This is a genomic window from Enterobacter sp. MGH 38 (genome assembly GCF_000492855.1).
Classification (GTDB): domain Bacteria; phylum Pseudomonadota; class Gammaproteobacteria; order Enterobacterales; family Enterobacteriaceae; genus Enterobacter; species Enterobacter hormaechei_C.
Genome location: NZ_KI535608.1, coordinates 1693728 through 1716874 on the forward strand (window position 1 = coordinate 1693728; position 23147 = coordinate 1716874).

The 23147-nt window shown below is 52.3% G+C and carries 20 protein-coding genes and 2 pseudogenes; 1 reads left to right on the forward strand and 21 read right to left on the reverse strand.

Features of this window, described 5'->3' with window-relative positions:
• Window positions 1-74: 74 nt before the first annotated feature.
• A complete protein-coding gene (locus L384_RS03470; protein WP_255343909.1) occupies window positions 75-791 on the reverse strand; it encodes a macro domain-containing protein in 717 nt (238 codons plus the stop codon).
• Between the two features lie 153 nt (window positions 792-944).
• Window positions 945-1103, reverse strand: a pseudogene (locus L384_RS22950) (RHS repeat protein); the annotation flags it as partial.
• Between L384_RS22950 and L384_RS0121350 the strand changes: the two are divergent.
• Window positions 1090-1497 (forward strand): annotated as a pseudogene (locus L384_RS0121350) (DUF933 domain-containing protein); the annotation flags it as partial. The pseudogenes L384_RS22950 and L384_RS0121350 sit on opposite strands and share 14 nt — an antisense overlap.
• A gap of 32 nt (window positions 1498-1529) precedes the next feature.
• Here L384_RS0121350 and comJ read toward each other — a convergent pair.
• The 19 genes from comJ to L384_RS03385 all read right to left on the reverse strand — a co-directional run bounded on the left by comJ (window position 1530) and on the right by L384_RS03385 (window position 23139).
• On the reverse strand, window positions 1530-2012 hold the full coding sequence (comJ, locus tag L384_RS03465; RefSeq protein ID WP_023314287.1) for a competence protein ComJ: 483 nt from the start codon (window positions 2010-2012) through the stop codon (window positions 1530-1532).
• 164 nt (window positions 2013-2176) lie between these two features.
• Window positions 2177-2728, reverse strand: a complete 552-nt coding sequence (locus tag L384_RS22375) for a hypothetical protein (protein ID WP_023324827.1) — start codon at window positions 2726-2728, stop codon at window positions 2177-2179.
• A gap of 71 nt (window positions 2729-2799) precedes the next feature.
• Window positions 2800-3276, reverse strand: a complete 477-nt coding sequence (locus L384_RS03460) for a hypothetical protein (protein ID WP_032628402.1) — start codon at window positions 3274-3276, stop codon at window positions 2800-2802.
• A 1-nt stretch (window position 3277) separates the two neighbouring features.
• On the reverse strand, window positions 3278-7645 hold the full coding sequence (locus tag L384_RS03455; protein ID WP_023324828.1) for an RHS repeat-associated core domain-containing protein: 4368 nt from the start codon (window positions 7643-7645) through the stop codon (window positions 3278-3280).
• A gap of 3 nt (window positions 7646-7648) precedes the next feature.
• The gene (locus L384_RS03450; RefSeq protein ID WP_023324829.1) at window positions 7649-8089 is read right to left on the reverse strand and encodes a DcrB-related protein; all 441 of its coding nucleotides are present in this window, start codon (window positions 8087-8089) and stop codon (window positions 7649-7651) included.
• A gap of 76 nt (window positions 8090-8165) precedes the next feature.
• Window positions 8166-9242 (reverse strand): hypothetical protein, encoded by a 1077-nt coding sequence (locus L384_RS03445; protein WP_023324830.1) that lies wholly within the window; start codon window positions 9240-9242, stop codon window positions 8166-8168.
• A 3-nt stretch (window positions 9243-9245) separates the two neighbouring features.
• Window positions 9246-9812 (reverse strand): hypothetical protein, encoded by a 567-nt coding sequence (locus L384_RS03440; RefSeq protein WP_023324831.1) that lies wholly within the window; start codon window positions 9810-9812, stop codon window positions 9246-9248.
• 63 nt (window positions 9813-9875) lie between these two features.
• A complete protein-coding gene (locus tag L384_RS03435; protein ID WP_072204174.1) occupies window positions 9876-10373 on the reverse strand; it encodes a hypothetical protein in 498 nt (165 codons plus the stop codon).
• Complete coding sequence (locus L384_RS03430) at window positions 10366-12288, reverse strand: type VI secretion system Vgr family protein (protein WP_023324833.1); 1923 nt, start codon at window positions 12286-12288, stop codon at window positions 10366-10368. Before L384_RS03430 ends, L384_RS03435 begins: the two co-directional genes overlap by 8 nt.
• Before the next feature lie 159 nt (window positions 12289-12447).
• Window positions 12448-13518 carry an ADP-ribosylarginine hydrolase Tri1 gene (gene tri1, locus L384_RS03425; protein WP_032628297.1) on the reverse strand — a complete coding sequence of 357 codons (1071 nt, stop codon included), beginning with the start codon at window positions 13516-13518 and terminating at the stop codon, window positions 12448-12450.
• A gap of 209 nt (window positions 13519-13727) precedes the next feature.
• A complete protein-coding gene (locus L384_RS22870) occupies window positions 13728-13811 on the reverse strand; it encodes a hypothetical protein (protein ID WP_230246519.1) in 84 nt (27 codons plus the stop codon).
• Between the two features lie 482 nt (window positions 13812-14293).
• Window positions 14294-15367 (reverse strand): hypothetical protein, encoded by a 1074-nt coding sequence (locus L384_RS03420; RefSeq protein WP_023314297.1) that lies wholly within the window; start codon window positions 15365-15367, stop codon window positions 14294-14296.
• Between the two features lie 14 nt (window positions 15368-15381).
• Window positions 15382-15828 (reverse strand): hypothetical protein, encoded by a 447-nt coding sequence (locus tag L384_RS03415; protein WP_023314298.1) that lies wholly within the window; start codon window positions 15826-15828, stop codon window positions 15382-15384.
• 24 nt (window positions 15829-15852) lie between these two features.
• Window positions 15853-16923 carry a PAAR domain-containing protein gene (locus tag L384_RS03410; protein WP_023324835.1) on the reverse strand — a complete coding sequence of 357 codons (1071 nt, stop codon included), beginning with the start codon at window positions 16921-16923 and terminating at the stop codon, window positions 15853-15855.
• Between the two features lie 21 nt (window positions 16924-16944).
• Window positions 16945-18903 (reverse strand): type VI secretion system Vgr family protein, encoded by a 1959-nt coding sequence (locus L384_RS03405; protein ID WP_023324836.1) that lies wholly within the window; start codon window positions 18901-18903, stop codon window positions 16945-16947.
• A gap of 83 nt (window positions 18904-18986) precedes the next feature.
• On the reverse strand, window positions 18987-19403 hold the full coding sequence (locus tag L384_RS03400) for a hypothetical protein (RefSeq protein ID WP_023314301.1): 417 nt from the start codon (window positions 19401-19403) through the stop codon (window positions 18987-18989).
• Between the two features lie 52 nt (window positions 19404-19455).
• Window positions 19456-20217, reverse strand: a complete 762-nt coding sequence (locus tag L384_RS03395) for an ankyrin repeat domain-containing protein (protein ID WP_023324838.1) — start codon at window positions 20215-20217, stop codon at window positions 19456-19458.
• Complete coding sequence (locus L384_RS03390) at window positions 20214-21680, reverse strand: Tle-like phospholipase domain-containing protein (RefSeq protein ID WP_003859977.1); 1467 nt, start codon at window positions 21678-21680, stop codon at window positions 20214-20216. Before L384_RS03390 ends, L384_RS03395 begins: the two co-directional genes overlap by 4 nt.
• Before the next feature lie 25 nt (window positions 21681-21705).
• Window positions 21706-23139, reverse strand: a complete 1434-nt coding sequence (locus L384_RS03385) for a serine/threonine protein kinase (RefSeq protein ID WP_022651404.1) — start codon at window positions 23137-23139, stop codon at window positions 21706-21708.
• Window positions 23140-23147 lie beyond the last annotated feature (8 nt).

A 23147-nucleotide genomic window follows, 5' to 3' on the forward strand; every position in this document is an offset into this window, starting at 1 on the left:
AATTATAAAGTTATTACATTGCAATCAATCATTTTATAGCAAATATTTTTTAGTATTAAGGACTCTATAACATTTCAATCACCACCACCGAGGCCAGCTCCTATCCTTGGCATTTGTATAGAAAGGCGATTAACTAAAGCAAAGTCAGATAATTTTTCAAGACAAACTTTCAGAGAGTCATAACATACGTATTGTTTTTTGTCGTTGATATTTTTCTTTATACCATCCTGCGCATACATATTCGCAATAAATATCTTCTCCTGAGCATCAACCATAACAAAATCAACCACCCCTAATTCTGGGAAGTTATTTTCTTTGAAGCAACTAAGATAGCTTTTTTTTGCCGCAGGATATTTATTTGAAAGGGACAGAACAAAACCTTTACCCCACTTCCCTTTATTATTCACAATATGAGCAATAACTGTGGATTTTTTCAAAGGTTCCACAGCATCTCCAGACAAGTATTTTATTCGCTTTTTTTCTTGCAATGAACCCGTTGATGTTTGCCAGAAAACTTCAAATTCCTCATTTGAAATTTCTTCGGCGTCACTTAAGTTCAGGTCGCTTTTCTTACCATCATACAGCAGGAAGCCAACTTTTTCTTTTTTATCTAGCAAAGAGGAAGAAGCATAATAATTTCCATCTATAATATTTATTTGTCGCGTGGCTACTTCTCCTATGAACTCATTGAGAATAGTCCCTTCACCTGCAATAAAATCAACACTTCCTTTATAATATATTTTCACCTCAACCACAACTCCTCCCACTTTTAACAATTCTTTTAGAGACAACGAGATCTTTTGTGTTTAAGATCAAAAATGTATTTTTCCGGGGTTCAATTACATCTAAGCCAGTTACATCTAATTTTACCTGTAACGCTTGATGATAACCCAAAGGATCACCTCTATATTGATTGACTGTTGGGAATGTCACAATGTATGAGGGTAACGGAAGCTGACCTGCGTCCGCGGCCTGTTACGGTCCCGCAGCTGGCTGATGACCTCCGTCAGGTGATGTTCACCGTCATAACAGTAGTGCCAGCGAATGACGTTCAGCTGCGTCAGACGGTTGTGCGTGACCTTCTCAGCAGAGTCTTCGAGCGGTAAAGGTTCTGTAGAGGTAGCGGTTTACGCCGCGGTTGAATCCGATATCGCTGAAATCATCGACGGCGACCATAAAGAGTTCATGGCCGAGCGGGGGCTGAACCGCGTGATCCGCGCGGGCTATGAGCTGCTCAGCCTGCAAACCTACTTCACCGCGGGCGTGAAAGAAGTGAACGCGTGAATCATCCCTGTCGGTGCGACTGCGCCTCACGCGGCCGGTAAGATCCACACCGACTTTGAGAAGGGCTTCATTCGTGCGCAGACTATCGCGTTTTAAGACTTTATCACCTGCAAGGGTGAGCAAGGCGCGAAAGAAGCAGGCAAGATGCGTACGGAAGGGAAAGATTACTTCGTTAACGAGGTTCATGTGGTGAACTTCTTGTTTAACGTATGATTTTTTTTCATTCGATTTAGTTATTATTAACTTTAAAAAAAACCCTCTTTTAGAGGATTGTATTTTTTCCCTCCCCAAGGGTCGTCTAATAAAAACTTAGCAGGGATTGCTTCTTTTTCAGGCACAAGAGTAAAATTATAATAAATCTCGTCCCCTTCACAAACCTCATAAAAGAGCGAATAAATCTTGCCGGTTACGTTAATGCTTACATCAAATTTCTCTGTCGCAGATGCGATCTGGATCTTATTTTTATCCGTAATAAAAAATGGAACAACAATGCAGCGTTGTGCATTTTGATCTAATTTAAAAGCATTATCTATTTTGATATTGACGTTTGCTCCAAATGCGTCCTCTGGTAATGGATCGAATACAACATAATCCTTGTGTAAAACAGCGCCTTGAGAAACATTACCTTTTCCCCACTGACTCAGCTTTTCGTCATAGTCTCTGGATCGTAACAATATTTGACTATGTGAAATTAGCAGATCTACTGTTTGCATGATCTTATCACTCATTATATTCCCTAGACTTTTATTCTTGTTCCATATGATTGTTATGGAAAAACATTACCAATACTCGAACCTGCACCAAAATTACTGCTTTTAGATATCAGTTATAAGTTGTGCCGTGCCGTTGGATTGGCAATGGACCCAGAAGATATATGAAGCATCAACACTATCTACACGCGCCAGCAAATCGTAGTTGTCCTGACCACTTTCGTCGACGTAGGTGAACAGCACATCCCCGTGCGCTTCCCCCAGTAGGCAGTCATTCCCAGACACACCGGGTGGTGATGGCTTGCCGGTTGGCTGTCCGCCCAGCTTCTGGCGTCGCGTTTTACTGATGCGGCGACCGAGCGGATCGTAGCGGAAGCTGACCTGCGTCTGCGGTTTTTTGCGGTTCCTCGGGTTTGGCCGTTATCCTTCTCTACAGTGCAAGCATGGGTATTATAACGCCAGCGAATATCATTCAGCTGCGCCAGGCGGTTGTGCGTAATGTTCTCAACAGAACCTTCGAGCGGGTTAGCGGCTGCATCCCAGACCCCCTGCTCCTCTCCGGCCAGCGTGCCGTCCTGAACCAGGAGACGCCCGGCACTGTCTGTCGTACTGCCAGCGGTACCATTTGAACGGGTTATCGTCCCGCTCTTCGCGCACCAAGTTATTGCGGTAGTAGTAATCCCAGCGGCGCTGCGACGGGCGCTGGGTATTTTACTTACGACAGTGGATGTCATGACTCCAGAAAATGCTTACCTAGGGTTTTATGTAAAGTAAATAATCCGAGGGATCAACCCTAACCCACACTTCAGCGTTTTATTTTTTGTGGGTTCCAATCAGAGTAATCAGCAACACGGATTTCATTAAGAACAAGATCTAGTGGAACATGTGCAATGCTATCTGCAATTTCATCATATGGCGCTGGCAACTCGAATGAAAAACCAAAGTCGTCATTTATAATAATACAGCCATTAAATATACGCTGTTTGTAAGTCAACCCTATTATTTCCCCCATCGTTTGGCCTGTTTGTAATATTTTATTATACCTCCCCTTATAGTTTACGTTACAACCAATAGAAATGATCGTTCCATCTTCAAGGGTAGCGATTGTCATTGTGTCATCTACAATATATGCAAGCCTTTTCTTATCATCAGGCAAGAAATAATCAAAGTAAGTTACCTTATAGCCAGCATATAACTCGCTTATGTACTTACTGATATTATCCCCCAAAAAAACGTTACCTAGTGCTCTTCCTGATAAAATATCAGCATTAAAATCAATCATTTTATACCCCCCCATTAAGTAAAACTCCGTCAACATAAACAGGTGAATCGGTTATTAAATCATAATTTTTAAACTCTCCATGACCAATTCTCCCATATACTACATCAGCACCATCAACTTCGCGATAAACTTTCCAGTAATCATTACCATGAATATTAGGTTGAGTTGGAGTCCCTCCGGGATGATAATCTAATTTGTACGTAGTACCTGATTTTGTTGTTTTGACATATTGAATATGTTGGATAGCTCCTGGTTTATTGGCTTGTGGATATGTTCTCGTCCAACCTTTGGATGTCAAAATATTATGAACATCAGCGGGTTTTTTCCCTGTTAATCTATCCACCCATCTTTGTGTTATACGATCTTTTTGAGAAAAACCACATTTTAACCCCCACGGATCCACCCACCCCAGCGCATTCGGCGCATACTGGTAAAGGTTAATCCCTCCCGCCAGCCCTATCGGGTCCTGCTGCGTAAATCGTCCGCAGTCCGGGTCATAATACCGGAACAGATTGTAGTGCAGCCCTGTCTCACGGTCCAGGTATTGACCCTGCATGCGCAGGTTCTGAGAATATCCTGATACCTGCGTTTCGCTTTCCCGCAACAGCTTGCCCCAGGCGCTGTTTACCCCTTCCCAGCGCACCTGTCCTTCGCTATCCGTCATCCGTTCCGGCGTGCCGTTCGGCTGACAGTGGAACCAGAAGATTTCCGGGGCATCAACCCCGTCGATACGCGCCAGCGGATCGTAGCTGTCCTGATCGCTGTAGACGTAGGTCAGCGGCACATCCCCGTGCACTTCCTGCAACAGCCGGAACCCTTCCCAGACAAACCGCGTGGTGACTGGCTTACCGGTTGGCTGGCCGCCCAGCATCTGGCGGCGCGTTTTGCTGATGCGTCGCCCGAGCGGATCGTAGCGGAAGCTGACCTGCGTCTGCGGCCTGTTGCGGTCCCGCGGCTGGCTGATGACCTCCGTCAGGCGGTGCTCGCCGTCGTAGCGGTAGTGCCAGCGGGTCTGGCCGTTATCTTTCTCCACGGTGCGACCATGGATGTCATAGCGCCAGCGAATGCCGTTCAGCTGCGTCAGGCGGTTGTGCGTCACCTTCTCAGCAGAGCCTTCGAGCGGGTTACCGGCAGCATCCCAGCGCCACTGCTCCTGGCCGGGCAGCGTGCCGTCCTGAACCAGCAGCCGGCCTGCGCTGTCGTACTGCCAGCGGTACCAGCTGAACGGGTTATCGTCCCGCTCTTCGCGGACCAGGTTATTGCGATAGTCGTAATCCCAGCGGCGGGACCAGCGGCGCGGCGACGGGCGCTGGGCATTGCCGGTAAAGACGTCCCGGCGGTGCAGTCGACCAAGGCGGTCGTATTCGCTGCGGGTGGTTAGCAGCCCCTGCGTGCGGCTGGTCTCCCGGTGGAGTTCGTCGCGGGTAAAGTCGGAGACCGAGAGCTTATCAAGCGCAATGCTGAGCAGATGCCCGCTGCCGTAGTAGAACTGCTTCAGCTCGCGGCCATCGGGCAGCGTGACGGAGGTGCGGTTGCCCAGCGCGTCATACTCCCACGCCAGCTCACCGTGCTCGCCCGCTTCGCGCGTAACGCGGCCGAGCGCGTCATACTCAAACACAAGCTCCTGCTCGGCCTCGGCACTCCAGGCATCGGTTGAAAGCGCGGGATGCAGCCCAATCCGGCTCAGAAGGCCGGACGGCGTGTAATGGTAGCGCGTCTGCCCCTCCGGCGTGGTGCGGGCGACCAGCTGGCCGCTCGCGCTCCAGGCAAAGGCATGGGTGATGGCCTCCGGATGACCGGCGGCAAAGGTACGCGCTATCGTGCGTCCGCAGGCGTCATAGCGATACTGCGAGGCCACGCCATCAAGCCCCACCTCTTCCAGCAGCAGCGAGTCTGGCCCCCAGCGGAACTGATACGCTTCGCCGTTCTCGTTTTCCAGGGCAATCAGACGCCCGCGGCTGTCCCAGCGGCGGCGCACCTCTTCACCCTGCGTATTTCGGGTGGCGGTTAAGCGCCCCGCCTCGTCGTATCTGAACTCGCTCTCTTTCCCATCGGCGCCCGCATGCTTCACCGGCAGGCCACGTTCGTTCCATTTGAGCGACTCGGTCCAGCCTTCTGGTCGGTCGAGCTGCACCGGACGCCCTGCGGCGTCGTAGCGGTAGCGAGTCTCTTCACCGTCGGCGGCTGTCTCAGCCACCAGCCAGCCCAGCGGATGATAACGGTATTGTGTCACACGGCCCGAACAGTCCGTCGCACGCACCATCTGCCCGGCCTCGTTGTACTCCTGGTAGCGGCTGTTCCCGGCGGCATCGACTTCTTCCACAACCTGACCAAACTCGTCCCGACGCAGCAGCGTGGTCTGCCCCATCGGGTCCACCACGCGCTTCAGCCCGTGATGTTCGTCGTACCAGAACCGGGTGGCGCTGCCGTCAGCTTCGATAATGGCCGCGGGAAGCGCGCGGTGCTCCAGCCAGGTGGTGGTGCGGGTGTTGCCGTCGGCGTCGATCTCCTGCACCCGGTTGCCCATGTCGTCATAGACGAAGGTAACGGCATTACCCAGCGGATCGATGCGACGCGTTAGGAGTTCGTTGCCATCCCACTCGTAGCGCCAGTTCTCACCGCTCTCGTCAACGTAGCGAACAATGAGGTTTTGCGCGTTCCAGTAATGCTTTCGCGTCTGACCGTCGTAGTGTTCGACGGTCGTCAGCCCGGCGGCTAGATCATAGGTAAAGCGACAGCCGTCGCCGGTGCTGGTGCGGTTTTCCACCACGCGCCAGTGGTCGAATTTTTGCCACCGGTATTCGCTCTCCAGACCGCCCGGCATTCGGTGCCAGACCATCAGGCCGTGATCGTTGTAGCGGTATTCACGGGTTACCACGCCGGAGGCATCCGTTGCGCTGGCCAGCTGACCGCGCGCGTCGTACCCCCAATGCATCAGCGGCCATGTCTGGTTGCCGTCGAAATGGCTGGCTGCGGTCACGCGCTGCGGGAAACGTTCATCGTCATAGCGCAGGGAGACGTCGATGGCCCGCGGCTCATCATGGATACCAACCAGCCTGCCGTGCTCGTCCCACGCCGTCAGCAGCGCATTGCCGTACTCGTCGCTGAGGGAGGCCAGGCGCAGGATGGAGGGGTTAGCGCGGGTCGGTTTATACAGACGCCACACCGCGCCGTCATCGTCGGCAATCGCCACGTCGCCGCTCTCATTGCGGCGGATGATAATGCCTTCGCTGATGCTGTAAAACGCGCGGTCGACCGGCGGCAGTTCAAAGCTCAGCTCGCGCCCGGTTTCATCGAACCAGGTGGCATTGTTTTCTTCCAGCGTCAGATAGCTGTCAAAGGTGGTAGCCCAGCCCAGACCAAACAGCCCTTCGCGGATGGTCAGGCTGTTGTAGCTGCGCTGCCAGCGCAGCGGAAAGCGCCCCGGCAGCGAGAAATCGAGTTCATCGTCGTCGTTCAGCACCTTCACGCCGGTAGCGGCGTGAACCGGGTGCGAGGAGCCGAACACGGCGTTGACGGCCATATCAGCCAGCATCCCGCCACCGGCAGCAGCCAGCGCGCAGGGCATGTTTTTCAGGATCTTGCCCGGACGCCCGCGCAGCAGGGAGAGCGCAATCATCCCCAACGCCAGACCCGGCGTTTTACCGCTTTTGATATCGCGGACCGTGAGGGTGTCGCCGCCGATGATCACGTTCGGGGAGACGTCGTCGGAAACGGTGCCTTCGCAGGTGGTACGATCTTTCGCGCGTACCGCGGGCTGTCCGTTGATGAAGACGCTTTTAGAGCCTTCCGCCAGATACTGCGGCCCGGAGTGCTTTTCGCACGCCACCTTGTCTTCTTCCAGCGGCGAGGTTCCCGCGGCAGCAGAGGCGACGCTCGGCTGCCACATCTCGCTGCCGAACTGTCCGGCAGCGGAGAGCAGCATACCCGCGTAGTCGGCAAAGCTGCCCGGCGACTGCGGCTCAGGAGACGGGGTATCGGCAGGCGTTAACGTCCCGGCGGCGCGTGCAGCGGGAAGTTTATTTGTCAGAACATTGCTCGAACCGGTGGTGATCTTACCCGCAGGCGACGGCGGAAAAAGCGCGTTGCCCAGCCCTTCAGCAGCATTGCTGATATCGTCGGTGATCCCAGCGACGTTCGCCAGAACCCCACCAATAATGCCGCTCAACAGACAGCTGGACCCAATCGCCGCCACGCCCGCTGCTGCGGCCCCGGCTCCCAGCAGTGGGGCCGCGACGGTCGCTGCCGCGCCCACCGCCGCGCCAATCACCGCATAGGCGGCACCTTCCGCCACAATGCTGGTAATATCAGCAAAAATGCTGGAGTGAATAATCTCGTCGCCCTTACGGGCCGCGTTGTTATCGCTCATGCCTTACACATTCCGGTTGTCGTTTAGCGTCAGACTTTTCTTCAGTGCGCTCCAGCGCGCCTCGTCCTCTTCCGTAAAGGCTTTTAAGGCCGAGAGGGTAAAAATCATCAGTACCGGTTTGCCTGGCGTCTGCACGGCCAGCTGTTTTTGCCACAGGCGCTGGCCGTTACGGTCAAAGGTGGTCTCAACTTCTATCCCATCAATGTTGCCGGCAGGCCCGGCTTTTACGTGCTGAAATTCGCTCTGGGCGATCTCACCCATCTGAGGACGCAGCACGTCCCACTGGCGGTGAAACTCTTGTTCGTAGTTGCTGCCGTCCGGGATAACGCCGCGACTGACCACCACGGACAGCCCGCTTTCGTCATCGCGAATGATGTTCATGCTGTTGTCCTGCCAGGCGGCAGGAAAAAGGGTAAAGGAACCTTCCTGGAGGGTGTATTTCATAAGTGAACTCGGGATGATTAATATTGTGAGAAACAAAAGAGGCCAATCCGTGCTGGCCTTTTGGCTGGCTGTAAAGTTATTTAAGCCACTGGCCTGACTGTTCGACTAAAACATGACTGCCTTTGCTGACAACCAATTTCACAGGTGCATACGTTACGGTGTAAACGGTCTCGCCATTCTTGTACGTTGAGCCGATTATTTTACCTGCGGAGTCGTGCAACGTTTTTCCCCTTAAGGAGATCGTACTGTTATCGCTTTTGCGCACGCCGAGATAGACCATCTGGTCACATTCGCTATCAAAATGACCGCACTTATTTATAAGAGAAATAGCGAACCTTTCGGTGTCCAGTTTTCTGGTTTCAGCGTTTTGAACCGAAGCGGCTTTACGTAACGTATAACGCTGCGGAGCATAATAATTTCCTTTTTGAGGAGGAGTAACTAAACGCCATTCCATCTCACTCCCCTTTATTTCCAGAACAGCCCGACCGCCTACGCCGCCAAATGATGAGTTGAACTCAACGTTGGCACGATTGCCAGCGATCGTACCGCTAAGATTTTGCTCATCATCTTTAGGGCAATCTATGCGGTTTCCTCTCTGGGAGATATAGCAATAAGAGCCGGTGATCCGGTTGCCTGATTCAGCTAACCGCAGTGTTAACGTCGAGTCGTTCTCGAATTCGCCAGCCCAGTCCCCGTCAAACGCGAGACCTGCCTGGATGTTCGTTGCAAAATGCATAGCATTGAATCTGGCAGCCCATTGCTGAATATCGGCATGAATAACCGGGCTATTATCAGAAGACTGGTAATGAATGACGTCCGACTCCGGAACCACCCAGGCCGCAAAGATTTTGCCGTCAGGATCGATGACCAGCGCTGACGCATTCTCCTGGTAGAGATCCTTTAGCCAGCCTTCGACAAACAATCCTCCACCTGTGGTGGTATGCGGTTCACCGAAGACATCAAAGTTATCAATAAAGGTCTGGTAATGATTTCCCAGCGTCTTCCTGAGATTGTCTGTCACTTCACTGTCGTTAACAATGTGACTAACCGTATTGAGCTTATTGTACTGCGATAATTCAAGTGCCGTAGAGGTTTCAACGACACCAGCCAATAAAGCCGCGCACAATGCGGGTGCTAAAAATTTATTGGGCATAATTTACTCTGAAGAACTATTATCGTAATTCATTGTTATTTTCACAACGTTGCCGCCCTTCATCTCAAAAGAGAGTACTTTTTTACCCAACGCATAGGAAACCCACTGGGTCCCGGAATCATTTTCAACAAGGCCATTGCCGTATGCGTTGTTCAGCTCTCTGGTTGTTGAACCCACATGGACACCCCGCGGCGTTGCGAAGTCTTCGGCAGTCAGCGTAATCTGCGACACGATATAATCATCAACGCTTCGTTCAGCTTTATCCCACCAGAGATTTGAACTGAATATTTCTAACCCAGCCCTTTGATGCTGGTAGAATTTATAGTTCGTTCCGTCAAAAGGAACCTCACCGACAAAGTTTCCTTCCCACGGCACATCAATTTTACCGGCACTATCAGGAGACCATCGGTCGCCCAATGCGACAGGCTGATCTTTGATCTGCACAGAAAAATCCCGTTTTGTCAGAACGGGAGGCATCACCTGAGCCAAAACCACATTGCTGCCGAGACAGGTAAACATCAGGGCAGAAAAAAGAAATGTCGGCGTGTGTTTTTTCACGTTAATCGTCATTTATTGAATGTGTATTGCAATTATCATCCAGAAGAAACCGCCAGGACATGAGTGCAGTATTTCTTAGTCTGCGCTAATGACGACTGAACCCAGACAGTGAGGATTTTTCACGGTGAAACTGAAGCTCACCTTTTGTCCATTCATATCTTTTCGGGCTGTATAGCTGGTCACTTCGTTCTCCGAACGGCCGCGCGGATAATCAGTTAACCTCAACTGCGGATAGCGCTTTTTAACGGTATCAAGCGTTATGCATTGACCTGAGGAGGGTGAAAAATTTAGTAAAGGCGCCATGCCGTCGTTATCTTTGCTTAAACGTAACTCAATTGCGGTTATGTTCGTCCCATCGGCGAGTTTGATATCGTCGGCATTGTAGAAATTGATATATTCATTTTGCCTGGTCATCTTAAACGATAACGGCGCATTACTAAGGGTTGTAACGGATAACGTCTTAAGCGATGCGCTCATCCCGGAAATGAACATCCAAAGATCCTTTTTCTGAGCGTCTCCTTCAGCCATTCCCGTCGTTAATAATGCGATAAGTACCGCACCGGCCTTACTCATCTTTTGGCGTAAATTTCGCCTGCACCGCCGCATCAATATCCCCTTTATGCCCCGATCCCGGCGCCGTAGTGCCCGGCTTGGTTCCCGACGTGTTCAGATGCAGCTTACCGCCCGTGGTGATATACCCATCCCCTTCGACAAAGAAGTTAAACTCTTTGCCGATCAGGTTAATCTTGCCGTTCGCGTTGAGTTCAATGGCGCTCTCACCCGAGACCAGCCGCAGCTTCGTCCCGGAAGCAATAACATACTGCTCTACCGCCGCATCCAGCTTGCCTTTACCCGTCAGGATCTCGGTTCCGCCTTTCACGGCCTGGATCTGATTAGCCTCCACGCGATGCAGCTCATTTTTCTTCACGTAATGGCTGCGCGCGCCGCCAACGGTGTGCGTTTCATCATTTTTAACGCTGGTGTCCATGTTGCGCTCGGCCTGGATCCACACCTGCTCTGCGCCCGCCTTGTCCTCAAAGCGCAGGGCGTTGGCGTTGTCCACGGAACCGTCCTTGGTGCGGCTCATAAAGCCCATCTGCGTCGCGGCAGCAGGCAGCGCCCACGGCGGCATGCTGGCTTCGTTATACACGCGACCAGTGATAATCGGACGGTCCGGGTCGCCGTTGATAAAGTCCACCACCACCTCATCGCCGACGCGCGGGATCTGCACCCCGCCGTAGCCCTGGCCCGCCCAGGCGCTCGACACACGCACCCAGCAGGAGCTGGTGTCATCGCCCTTCGCCAGACGGTCCCAGTGGAACTTCACCTTCACGCGACCGTATTTGTCCGTCCAGATACTCTCCCCCTGCGGCCCCACCACTTTCGCCGTCTGCGGGCCGTAGGTCCGCGGCCACGCCGTGCTCTGCGCCGGACGGTAGGACACCGACGCCGGGATAACGGTGAAATCGGTGCGGTGAATGGTCTCCCCCTCACCGCTCGCGTAGCGGTTCTCCTCGAAATGGTAGCCCGCCGCCGTGACCAGATACTCCCCGTTATCGCTGAAGAACGGCGCGTTGGTGAGGGTAAAGATGTGGCCCGGCGCAATGCCCGCCGCCGTGGCCGTCGCCTGAATCTGCTGATGCTCCACCTGCCAGCGTTCCTGACGGATGCGGGCGTAGAATTCCGCATGGCCCGTCTCCACAAAGCGCCCCGGCCAGTCGTACACGTCGATGCTGCCCGGTTTCGGTGATGCCGGGTTCTGCTGGGCCTGGAACAGCCACGCGTTCGGCTTGCGGAAGTCATAGTCATCGAGGCTGTAAATCCCCGGCGTCACGCTGTCCTCCAGCGCCCACTGGCTGATGCCCTCTTCATCCGTACTGCCGCCGGACGGCGTCTGGTGGTAAGGAATGACCTCATAGCCGCTGAAAGGCTGGTGCTGGGTGGCGGCGTCGGTGAGCACCAGGGTGTGTTTGTCGGCCTCGTGGCTGAAGTAGTACGCAATCCCCTCCAGCTCCATCAGGCGGCTGATGAAGTCCAGGCTCGACTCCTGATACTGCACGCAGTAGTCCCACACCCGGTAGCTGCCGGTGAGCTTGTCTTCGAGGTTAACCTGATGCTCACCCAGCAGGGTTTTGACAATCTGCGGCACCGTCTGGCCCTGGAAGATACGCAGGTTGCGGTCGCGCTTCATCGGCCACAGGTCCGGCTCCACCGTCAGCTGGTACACCGCATAGCGGGTGCCCGTCAGCTCAACGGCGCTCACCGCCACGCGCGTCACCTTGCCGTTGATATAGCGGGGGGTAAGCAGGCTCTGCGTGGGGATGGTCACCGTGACCGGCTGGCCCAGCAGCCTGCTGCGGTCGATGCGCGCGTCTGTGCCGAGCACGGTCAGCGTCAGCGCGAACGACTCGGACATCGCCTCGCGGCCGGAGAGTTTCCAGAAGAGCAGCCCCTCAACCGGGAGCTGGACGGTAATTCGGTTGAGCATAATCTTTATTCCACTATGGACGAATCTCAGTGCCAGAAGTTAACTCATCTCAGTATGCAAAGCGGAAACGCCGTTGATGTGATAATGAGTAGCTGTAAGATTGACTTCGCTTGCCACAAAATAAAACTACTTTTCCTGTAGTTTCATTGAGATAAACAGTTATAAGAAAGTGTCTTCGGGGGCTCTATCGAACAATTCACCAGCCATTTTGGCGATACGTTCATGTTGTACAAGATTGTTTTTCCACTCCTGCGGAATACCGGAATAACCATATAATGCTCCAGCTATTTGTCCCGCCGTCGCCGCAACGCTGTCAGCATCATCGGCAAGGTTGGCTGCCAGCAGAATGGCATCACGGAAATTATCCGTATTCCATACGGACCACATCGCGGCCTCAAGCGTATCAATAACGTAACCACTTGAACGAATCTGGTCGCGAGTTTTGTGCTTATACTCACCCGCGTTTATGATCATTACACGCGCGCACAGTGGGAAAACATGAGGCGAAAAAGCTTCTTCTTTTTGATAACCGTTGATTAAATAGTGCAATACCAATCCGAGAAATTGGCATGCGTTAATTGATTCTACCGCGCCATGCGTTGCTCGACTCTGAGCCTGTGATTCGAAGTAAATCGCACGCAGTGATTTTCGACGAAAGATAGACACCGGTGCTTGACGAATAACCCCAGCATTACCAGCAGTGTGTTTCTCTGTATTACCATACCAGGAAGGTCCGACACGCATATACTGTTCAAGCGCGAACCGCGTCGTATTGCCGATATCGAAGCACCGACCATTACTGCTATTCTCTCCGTCAAGATACCATTTCAGGATATATTTTCTAAGCACATCGGTGTGCATTCTGTTTTCTGAAAGATAAGTCTCTGCCAGACATAATGCCATGGACGTATCATCTGTCCATTCACCAGGTTTTAATTGAAAAGGCCCGCCACCAATCATATCTGCTACATGTTCACTGTCTCTTTTCTTAAACTCAAGAGTGGTGCCGACGGCGTCCCCAACAGCCAATCCCACAAACGCCCCAAGCGCTTTATCACGTGAAACATCTTCAGTCGTGACTAAAGGTAATGTTACATCCCATGGGAGAGATGAATTCGACGCATCTATACTATTGCTTCTTAATCCATTACGGACATCAATTGGCATATAACATTGATAACGATCGGCATAATGATTGATTACTGAGTCTTTACTGTGAAGATCTTGCATCACACACCCTTTAAATAGAGCAACAGGGGGTGTCATATGACAGACCATTATTCATCTTTTCTCTTACCAAAAAACCTTTGATTAATTTGAAGAAGGGAGATTGTAATCAAACACTGCGCATCACTTGCGATATCTTTTTTGCCTTTTTAAGTATTCTACGCCTTGCTCATGAGGAAGAATAATCTTAAATCCTTGTACCATTTGCGAAGCTATATACCTAGCATTGGACAATGCTGAGAAATTTCGTCATCAGTAGTATCAAACTCTTTGGACGCAAGCACTCCGAGATTCAATGTGTGTAATTTACTTTTATATTTTTCAACACCAATGAGAATAGATTTAATATAATCTTACTGATTCTTCTCCATAACATATAAAGAAATGTAGGATATTTCTCTAATCGACTATTAATTGCATCAATAGCATCATTGATATAATCCAGCGCGGTATAATTTTCTTTACTCATGATCCAACTTAAATATATCCTTTTCACTTGAAAGAATCTTTGAAAGCGTGCTCTGGCGTAACCACTGCCGCCGTGGTGGTGTGAATTTTCTGATGCCCGACTTACTTGCCTGCGCTCCTGACGGATATCGGCATAGCAATCCCTCCAGCGCCATCAGACGGCTGATGAAGTCCAGGCTCGACTCCTGATAGTGACGGTTTATGGTGGAGATGATATTGACAGGGCAGGGAAACCGACAAAGTCACCGATCATCTAAAAAAAGAAAAGCTACGCGTACGCATGAATTTGTCCTGAATATCGAGTCAAAGATTAGACATTTTCTATATGGAATGTTGACAGGATGATTTCGAGGCAGCGTTTATTCGCCTCGAAGTGGTAATCATGATAGTTACGGTGTCTGCCAATCAGTTCTGCATAGCACCAGACTTTGCCCACGCTAAAAATATAGCACTGGTAAACAGCGCGCATTTCTTCCTCTGCGCTGAACATTTCCCCCCGGCATGTCCACAGTGTTTTTCCGAGGGATGGATTAAACTCATTTGGAATAGTAGCAAGTGCTTCAGTCTTAAGCGTAACGGCAGGTTCTCGATCGTGAAACCGTTTAATCGAAACGCTAAAAACATCCTGCGCGGTAAACAACATCTCCTGCGAAAAAAAGCAAAGATTAATGACACCGTAGTTAATGCCATCAAACGAGTGCTCGACCACCAGGCGCGTTTCTGTAAGGGGATTCACCTGCCAGGATTCCGGTACTTTAAATCCACTGCTGTTTTTAGCACTGAGGTTCACGGTCTTAAGCAGTTCAGCCAGAACCAAGTTACTACGATGCAGTAAATCCCAGTTCACTACAGTAAAGTAAATATCATTCGCCAGCGCAGGGTAGTCGCGAGCGGCACAGGCCGCTTTAATCAGGAAATAATTTCCGCCTCCTTCTTGCGGATTGTAATCTTTCTGTACGGTATAACGTGAAATGACCTCGTCGCCGGACGAGTGCGTTTTGAGAGTTAGCACATCTGCAAAAAGGCCACTACCGGAAGGATGCGCAATCAAGCGCTGATTCAACACTTTTTCGCCCATCAGTTCCAGTTTATTAAACAGCCAATCAGAGGGATTCATCTCCCACTGACAGCGTTCATAAGCGGCCCAAACTTCCATATAGGGTTGCGCATCATCGGTGGCATAGCGACCCAAGTTAGTCAAGCCGACCTCAGGAAGATGCTGCGGGGTCAGTTCAGCTGGCTTAACACGATTTGGCAAAATCACCCAGTACTGAAGCATTTTTTTATCAGCAGAGGTATACAGGCATTTCCAGTAGTTCGCCTTAATCTCTTCATTGCTTGCGGTTGAGACGATGGGAAAAGCATAATTATTACCAGTGTTCATAAAACCTCTTCAACTCAGACAGTGCTGCCAAACCAGATACCATAGAACATTAAGATACAGCCTAACGAGGCTAGACACTTTACTACCAGGCGTAATTTTGCCCCATACTTACCAGATAGTGATAATAATTTTGTATAGTTTGCTGCAGTGTTATAGCGCTTGTGGAATCGCATAATAATATCGAAAATATTATTCAACATCACGACAAAAAACTTCGACAGAAGCACTGCCATAAAGGAAGCTGGTATTATTACTGATAATGACCGTGCAGTTTCTCTGGTAAGCAACGGGATGAACTTAGAAAAGCCAACCAAAACAATGACCAATACAAATGCACCAATCAGTACTGAAATGAATTTTATTCCAAAGCCACGCCATTCTTCTTTTGTATACAGATCTTTTCCATTCCAGATATAGATCAAAGTGATTAAAATAAAAATCGTTAAGCCAGCCCATTTCATTATTTCATTGTCCTCTCACATCCCTTAATCGCCTATCAAAACAGTAACACACCCGGTAATAATTGTCCCATCCCCGCTTTCTGTCAGAACAGAGGTGACGGCTGGCTCATCCTCTTCGCCATACAAATAGTCAAAGAAATCCAGTATAGGCTTAAATGCCACTTTCAGACTTGCATCACCCTTAAGCCCTACAAGCCCTGCAGCCCCACCAGTCACCCTGACGTTAACGGAATAATCTTTAGTGTCCCAGAAAGCGCTTCCACCTCCCGCGAGACCAGCAGACCCAAAGCTACCGTCAATTTTTGCTTCTCCGGAAACGATGCCCAGAATATCAAGGTTACCCGAAACTTCGCCTTTCACTCCTTTCGCTTCCGCACCGGCGTCAGCAGTCAAACCATACTTCCCATCATTGCCGGTATAAACTTCTAATACGGCTTTAGCTTCTGCTGTACCAATAGTTACATCCCCTGATACTCCACCATACAACGTTCCTTCTTTACCCGCAGCAACCGAACCACCGTATTGTTCACCTGTCGCAGCGGCATTCGCATTCAAGCCATAAATATCGTTGCCGCCACCATACAGAGACCCCGTCGCATTGGCGACGGCGAGTTTATTACGCATTTCTGCCCGTAGCAGATCCTTACTTTTCATATTCCCAATTGTAATATCTGCCAACGCAAAACCAGCTGAAGCGGTATCAAAATCACCGTTGAGGTTTTTATCTTCGAGGCTGGCGTACGCACCCAGAACACGAGCATCAAAATGTTCGCCGTGCATCATCCCATCTTCGCCGGCATTTTTCGCCAGCGTGCCCCCCCAATATTGAGGTGCTGCTGCTTTCGGTATGGCAGGTGCCGGTGAGCCGCTAACATCACACTTCGTCTTGTCTCCTTGACGTGCAAGTGGCATACCGTTAACGAAGACAGTACCGGAGCCCCCCACAATAATACCGCTGCCGTGCGTCGAGCAGGATAACGTATCACCCTTTCGAGCGGCGGGAAAACCACCGATGATGACGTCCGGGCTTCCGGACTGTATTGGCCCCGAATGTGCGCTGACATCTATGGTCGCTCTGGCGGCAGGCTGTCCCATGTTCAAAAATCCTTCTACATATTAGCTGTTAATTTTAACAACAGCGCCTTTAATATCTGTCAGGTTTGTACCATTGAGATGAAGAGTATCATTAGCTTTCATCTCGGCATTTATTCCGCCGCCTAACTTCGTCAACTCCGTCCCTTTGAAGGATGCCACAGTAATACTCTCAGCCTTGAGTGTCCCTTCGGAAACGATAATTTCAATTGTCGATGGCGTGATAAGAATGTAGTTATCATTCACCTTTAACTTAATCGAGGTTGTCGCTTCCAGCAGAGCATTTCCCTCTTTATCCATAGTCAATACGGTTTGGTTTTTACCTACATTGAATTTGTGCTGATTACCCGTGTTGCTGGTTGAATTCGCCCCCACGTTCACGTCCCGGTTACGCTTAACCGTTACGTGCTCATCCCGGCCGATAATTTTTTTACGGTCTACCCCTACGTCATGTGTCTCGCAGTTCTCGATCTCGGTGTCCATGTTTTTTTCAGCATGAATCCAGATCTGCTCTTGCCCAGCCTTATCCTCGAATCGTAGGGCATTGGCATTATCTTTGTGGCCATCCTTACTGCGGCTCATAAAGCCCATCTGCGTCGCCGCAGCCGGCAGCGCCCACGGCGGCATGCTTGCCTCGTTATACACGCGACCGGTGATAATTGGACGGTCCGGGTCGCCGTTGATAAAGTCCACCACCACCTCATCGCCGACGCGCGGGATTTGCACCCCGCCGTAGCCCTGGCCCGCCCAGGCGCTCGACACGCGCACCCAGCAGGAGCTGGTGTCATCGCCCTTCGCCAGGCGGTCCCAGTGGAACTTCACCTTCACGCGGCCATATTTGTCCGTCCAGATACTCTCCCCCTGCGGCCCCACCACTTTCGCCGTCTGCGGGCCGTAGGTCCGCGGCCACGCCGTGCTCTGCGCCGGACGGTAGGACACCGACGCCGGGATAACGGTGAAATCGGTGCGGTGAATGGTCTCCCCCTCACCGCTCGCGTAGCGGTTCTCCTCGAAATGGTAGCCCGCCGCCGTCACCAGATACTCCCCGTTATCACTGAAGAACGGCGCGTTGGTGAGGGTAAAGATGTGGCCCGGCGCAATGCCCGCAGCGGTAGCCGTCGCCTGAATCTGCTGATGCTCCACCTGCCAGCGCTCCTGACGGATGCGGGCGTAGAATTCCGCATGGCCCGTCTCCACAAAGCGCCCCGGCCAGTCGTACACGTCGATACTGCCCGGTTTCGGGGACGCCGGGTTCTGCTGGGCCTGGAACAGCCACGCGTTCGGCTTGCGGAAGTCATAGTCATCGAGGCTGTAAATCCCCGGCGTCACGCTGTCCTCCAGCGCCCACTGGCTGATGCCCTCTTCATCCGTACTGCCGCCGGACGGCGTCTGGTGGTAAGGAATGACCTCATAGCCGCTGAAAGGCTGGTGCTGGGTGGCGGCGTCGGTGAGCACCAGGGTGTGTTTGTCGGCCTCGTGGCTGAAGTAGTACGCAATCCCCTCCAGCTCCATCAGGCGGCTGATGAAGTCCAGGCTCGACTCCTGATACTGCACGCAGTAGTCCCACACCCGGTAGCTGCCGGTGAGCTTGTCTTCGAGGTTAACCTGATGCTCACCCAGCAGGGTTTTGACAATCTGCGGCACCGTCTGGCCCTGGAAGATACGCAGGTTGCGGTCGCGCTTCATCGGCCACAGGTCCGGCTCCACCGTCAGCTGGTACACCGCATAGCGGGTGCCCGTCAGCTCAACGGCGCTCACCGCCACGCGCGTCACCTTGCCGTTGATATAGCGGGGGGTAAGCAGGCTCTGCGTGGGGATGGTCACCGTGACCGGCTGGCCCAGCAGCCTGCTGCGGTCAATGCGCGCATCCGTGCCGAGCACGGTCAGCGTCAGCGCGAACGACTCGGACATCGCCTCGCGGCCGGAGAGTTTCCAGAAAAGCAGCCCCTCAACCGGGAGCTGAACGGTAATTCGGTTGAGCATAATCTTTATTCCGTAATGGTTTATGCTGAGAATATTTTTAACGCAAGGCTTTCCAAACGTGAATGTTCTGGTTATTGGCCGTCTTACTCTTTCACCGGGGGCCTTTCCCCTTCATATTTATAAATCCACAGGGAATAGATTTTCAGAAACTCTGACAAAATGAATAAAAATCCATTTAGCCAGACATTCATCACGCCCGTGAAACTTAACACCAGGGGAAAAAGGGAAACTGAGTAGCGAAACCCAACCAGACGCAGTATTTCCTGGTAGAGTGCCAGTCTGCTCGCGTATAAATTCCGGGCGAAGAAGCACCATGCTGAGGCAATAAAAGAGAGCAACAACAAAAAATCGAGAATAAAGAAAAGAATAACCAGAGCGCTATACCCACCAGCAGACAGCGTGTTCACAACCGTACTGAAGGCGTGTATATCGGAAATAAAAGGGATCTTGTCATGCCGCATGGACTGGGCACAATATAAGACAACGGCCAGGGCATCCATGCATCCCCAGAAAACGAAAACCTTATCTCTGGCGTTCATGACAGTTGAGCAATCACTTAACCGGCGCGGGTGGCCATTCGCCCCCCTTCTGGATGAGCTTCTCTTTTATTTCGTTTAATTTCTCGTATTGCTCACTGCCTCGCTCGAGTCCATTAAGCGCGTCCGCGAGCGCATTGCTCATCGACCAGCCATTTTTGGCCTTAATTGACGGATCCGCTCCACGATCGAGCAGCAACAAGACATGATCGTAAGCCTGGTTATCCAGCGCATCAAACACCAGCGTTTTACCCAGTGAATTGGTTGAGTTGACGTCAGCACCGCGATCGAGCATGGCTTCCAGCGTCTCTGTATTTTTCGCTTTAAGCGACTGGAAGACGATCGGTTCGTGGAAAACCTTATCTTTCACGTTGGGTGAGAGGCCACCGTCCAGCATCGCGTCGATCCAGTCCGCACTGTCTCCCTTTAGGGCAAATTCGGCAGGACTGCTTTTTCCCTGCGGTCGAGGTTGGAGCGGATCTGCGCCAGCCTTAACAAGCAACGTAATCACCTTTAAATGGGGCGATGTCTTTTTATCATTAATCGCGTTGCCGATGGCCCAAAAAAGCAGGGTCATATCCTGCTTTCCCGGTTTATTAAGATCGCTGTCTGGTGCAAGCGTCTTCACCGCGTCGACATCGCCTTCTTCAATCGCTTTCGCCAGTTCAAGCTGCTGACCGCTGAAGTAGTCCTGTGGATTAAGGTCCATATCCTGCTTACACCCCTGAATCATGAATAAAAAACATAACGCGACAAAAGCCATCAACCCTTTTTTCACAATCGACTCCCGATTATCGAAATATCCTCATCCTTCTGTTGCTCTATGCAATCAATCGCCTGATTAATCCCGTGGCGGTCCAGCGCACTTCCGGTTCCACCGGGAAGGTCATGGGGTATTCCGGCAGCATTAGGGCTCAGCGCAGAGATTTCCTCTTTGAGGATCCACGAAGGGACATGCCCTTTCATCGTTTTCAGATCTTCCCAGGGGTTAACTTCCTGAATCTTCGTCAGCAGTTCACCTTCAACCCGATACGCCTGGATATTATCCGTACTGCCTAATATCTTACCGCCGTATTTTTCTACGGTTCCGGCATTGAGGCCGGCGGCGTTAAACGTCCACCCCGCTTTCCCGCTGCCCATAGAGGTTGCAGAGGCGAGACCACCGCCAAGGGAATGACCGGCAATATCAATATTCTGGCCTGACCTTGCCAGCTCCTTACCGATACTCACGGCCTTTTTATAATAATCTGAAGCCATACCCATGCCCTGTGAGAAGTTATTCGACCAGTCAGCCCCGTTTACCACCGGCGCCAGTTCCCCTTTGGTCAGTAGAGAGGAGACATTCTCAGACAGAGAGGCGAAGCCAGGCTCGCGCGATCCCCTGAATACCAGCGTGGGGTTCATATCTGCACCAAACACTTCCGGCTTCGGTTGATAGACGCGCGCCAGAAAATTGGGGGACGTATCATCGTCAAAGAGCATGGATTTGTTCAGCCCGAACTTTCCTAACAGCGCATCGTCATTACTGATATCCGTCCATCCCTCCGGCACGCCCGGTGTGGTTTCCAGCGGGTTCACGGTCTTATAAATATTTTCCGCAAGCTTCGCTTTTTCCACCGCGATATTATTCGCCGCCAGACGTTTCGCGGCGATCTGGGCATCCGGATAAAGGCTATTGCTCCCCTTCGCGATCAGATCTTTACGCGCCTGCCAGCGTTCTGCTTTGGTCATCTTCTGAAGCTGCCCGGCATAGGTTTTACCGTCCTTGCCCGGAGTAGGTTCATCCGGCACCTGTGCCGTTTTAGATTTCACCACCTGTTTTGGCAGTACCGTTGGCGCAGGGCGAGATCCGTACGTTCTCACCATAGTTTCGTAGCGGTCAACAATCGTACTCACCGGATACCAGCCCAGGCCGACCAGCGAGGCAGCCTGGAGTTGCCCTTTGGCGTTGATATAAAAAATTTCCGTTACTGATGACCAGTCACGAAAACTTTCGTCAATGGCAACCACTCTGCCCATCTCTAAATCCTGCGCGATCAGCGTACGGGTATCGCGCCCGGACTGATATGGATTCGCACCGGTGATCGTGCGCAGCAGATCGTAGCGCGTGAAGAGTGAGCGCAGCGAATGGTCGGGAACCGACATAATCCACTGTCCGGCAACGGACGGGCGGATTATTTTCGCAAACAGCGCTGGCGAGACGTTCTCGTGGAACAGATAGACAAACTTGATGTTATACATTCGCTCCGTCCTGTTACCCGCAGGCTTACGGATTCACCAGCCAGGTGCCTGGCTTCGCAATATCCAGCGTCTGGGTACGCGTTCTTCCATTGCCTTCCAGTTCAATGCGGGTCTCGCCCGCAGGCAATTTCAGCGATGCGTAACCGTTATTCCCCGGACGCAGCGCTTTAGACTCGCCGTTCACCTTCAGCGTCTCGCCATCAAGCATGCGGATGTAGACCAGCGCGACCGGGCTGGCGTCGACAGGCGGCGCACTCTGCTGCGCCGTAGCAGGTGGCGCTACCGGCTCGCTCACGTCTGCCGTTGCCGGTCTGGTTTCCGATTGGGAGGAGGTCTCAGCCGGAGGGCTCACGGCAGGGGTTTGCGCCGTCTGCTCTGGCGTTTCCTGACTGCCGCCGCCGAACAGCATCGCACCGGCAACCACCCCAACCAGCACGCCCGCGGCCACCAGCCCCGGAAGCTTGTAACGTCGCCAGTCCAGCGCGGAAGCAGATGCCTCCTCTTCCACCGGCACCAGCATCGTGCCGGTCTTCTTCGCGGTCAACACCTCGTCAATACCGGCGACGGGCATCTCGATCAGCGCCGCAAACTCCTCAATGGATTGCGGACGGTCTTCCATATGCAGCGCCAGCGCCTTGTCGATGGCCTGAAGCAGCGGAATGGAATAGCCCTGCGGCATCAGCTCCACCAGTGGTTTGCAGGTGTCCTGAATCGAACGCACCACGCTGACCGGTGGCGGTGAGCCGACGATAAGGGTGCGCAATACGGCGCCGAGCGCGTAGATATCCGTCCACGGCCCCTGCTCGCTTTCATTGTCGTCGGTATACTGCTCGATAGGCGCGAAGCCCGGACGCAGCATGGTTTCCGTCTCATCCGAAAGATTACCGATGGTGCGGCGCGCCGATCCGAAATCGAGCAGCACCGGCAGGCCGTTATCCTGAATCTGAATGTTATCCAGCGAGATGTCGCGGTGCAGATAACCCTCGTCGTGGATCGTTTTGATGGCGCCGAAGAGCATTGGCAGCATGCGGCGGATCCACGCCTCGTTAATCAGCTCCGGTTTCTCTTCGCGCAGACGCGACAGCGTGGTGCCGCTGTAAAACAGCGTTCCCATATAGGCCGTGTCGTTTTGCACCCAGAAACGCAGTACGTGCAGCAGGTTCGGGTGGTTAAAGCGCGCCAGCAGGCGGGCTTCCTGGATGAAGCTGTTCAGACCGGCAGAAAACGCTTTGCCGAAGCGCTCGCTGCGCAGCACCAGCGTCATATCCTCGCCGCGCACGGCGAGGGAGGAAGGCATAAATTCTTTGATAGCGATAGTGCGTTCGAGCTGGTGATCCCAGGCGCGATAGACGATGCCGAATCCGCCGCCGCCAATCACCTCTTTTATCTCAAACTCATTGAAACGGTACCCGACCGGGAGCGCGTTTGGGACAGTCCGATTGTTATCATTATCCGTCATCTTTTACA

Excerpts from the sequence above, each read along its gene's own strand:
- comJ (WP_023314287.1), bottom strand. The coding sequence starts at position 2,012 with ATGAGTGATAAGATCATGCAAACAGTAGATCTGCTAATTTCACATAGT.
- L384_RS22375 (WP_023324827.1), bottom strand. The coding sequence starts at position 2,728 with ATGACATCCACTGTCGTAAGTAAAATACCCAGCGCCCGTCGCAGCGCC.
- L384_RS03460 (WP_032628402.1), bottom strand. The coding sequence starts at position 3,276 with ATGATTGATTTTAATGCTGATATTTTATCAGGAAGAGCACTAGGTAAC.
- L384_RS03455 (WP_023324828.1), bottom strand. The coding sequence starts at position 7,645 with ATGAGCGATAACAACGCGGCCCGTAAGGGCGACGAGATTATTCACTCC.
- L384_RS03450 (WP_023324829.1), bottom strand. The coding sequence starts at position 8,089 with ATGAAATACACCCTCCAGGAAGGTTCCTTTACCCTTTTTCCTGCCGCC.
- L384_RS03445 (WP_023324830.1), bottom strand. The coding sequence starts at position 9,242 with ATGCCCAATAAATTTTTAGCACCCGCATTGTGCGCGGCTTTATTGGCT.
- L384_RS03440 (WP_023324831.1), bottom strand. The coding sequence starts at position 9,812 with ATGACGATTAACGTGAAAAAACACACGCCGACATTTCTTTTTTCTGCC.
- L384_RS03435 (WP_072204174.1), bottom strand. The coding sequence starts at position 10,373 with ATGAGTAAGGCCGGTGCGGTACTTATCGCATTATTAACGACGGGAATG.
- L384_RS03430 (WP_023324833.1), bottom strand. The coding sequence starts at position 12,288 with ATGCTCAACCGAATTACCGTCCAGCTCCCGGTTGAGGGGCTGCTCTTC.
- tri1 (WP_032628297.1), bottom strand. The coding sequence starts at position 13,518 with ATGCAAGATCTTCACAGTAAAGACTCAGTAATCAATCATTATGCCGAT.
- L384_RS03420 (WP_023314297.1), bottom strand. The coding sequence starts at position 15,367 with ATGAACACTGGTAATAATTATGCTTTTCCCATCGTCTCAACCGCAAGC.
- L384_RS03415 (WP_023314298.1), bottom strand. The coding sequence starts at position 15,828 with ATGAAATGGGCTGGCTTAACGATTTTTATTTTAATCACTTTGATCTAT.
- L384_RS03410 (WP_023324835.1), bottom strand. The coding sequence starts at position 16,923 with ATGGGACAGCCTGCCGCCAGAGCGACCATAGATGTCAGCGCACATTCG.
- L384_RS03405 (WP_023324836.1), bottom strand. The coding sequence starts at position 18,903 with ATGCTCAACCGAATTACCGTTCAGCTCCCGGTTGAGGGGCTGCTTTTC.
- L384_RS03400 (WP_023314301.1), bottom strand. The coding sequence starts at position 19,403 with ATGGATGCCCTGGCCGTTGTCTTATATTGTGCCCAGTCCATGCGGCAT.
- L384_RS03390 (WP_003859977.1), bottom strand. The coding sequence starts at position 21,680 with ATGTATAACATCAAGTTTGTCTATCTGTTCCACGAGAACGTCTCGCCA.
- L384_RS03385 (WP_022651404.1), bottom strand. The coding sequence starts at position 23,139 with ATGACGGATAATGATAACAATCGGACTGTCCCAAACGCGCTCCCGGTC.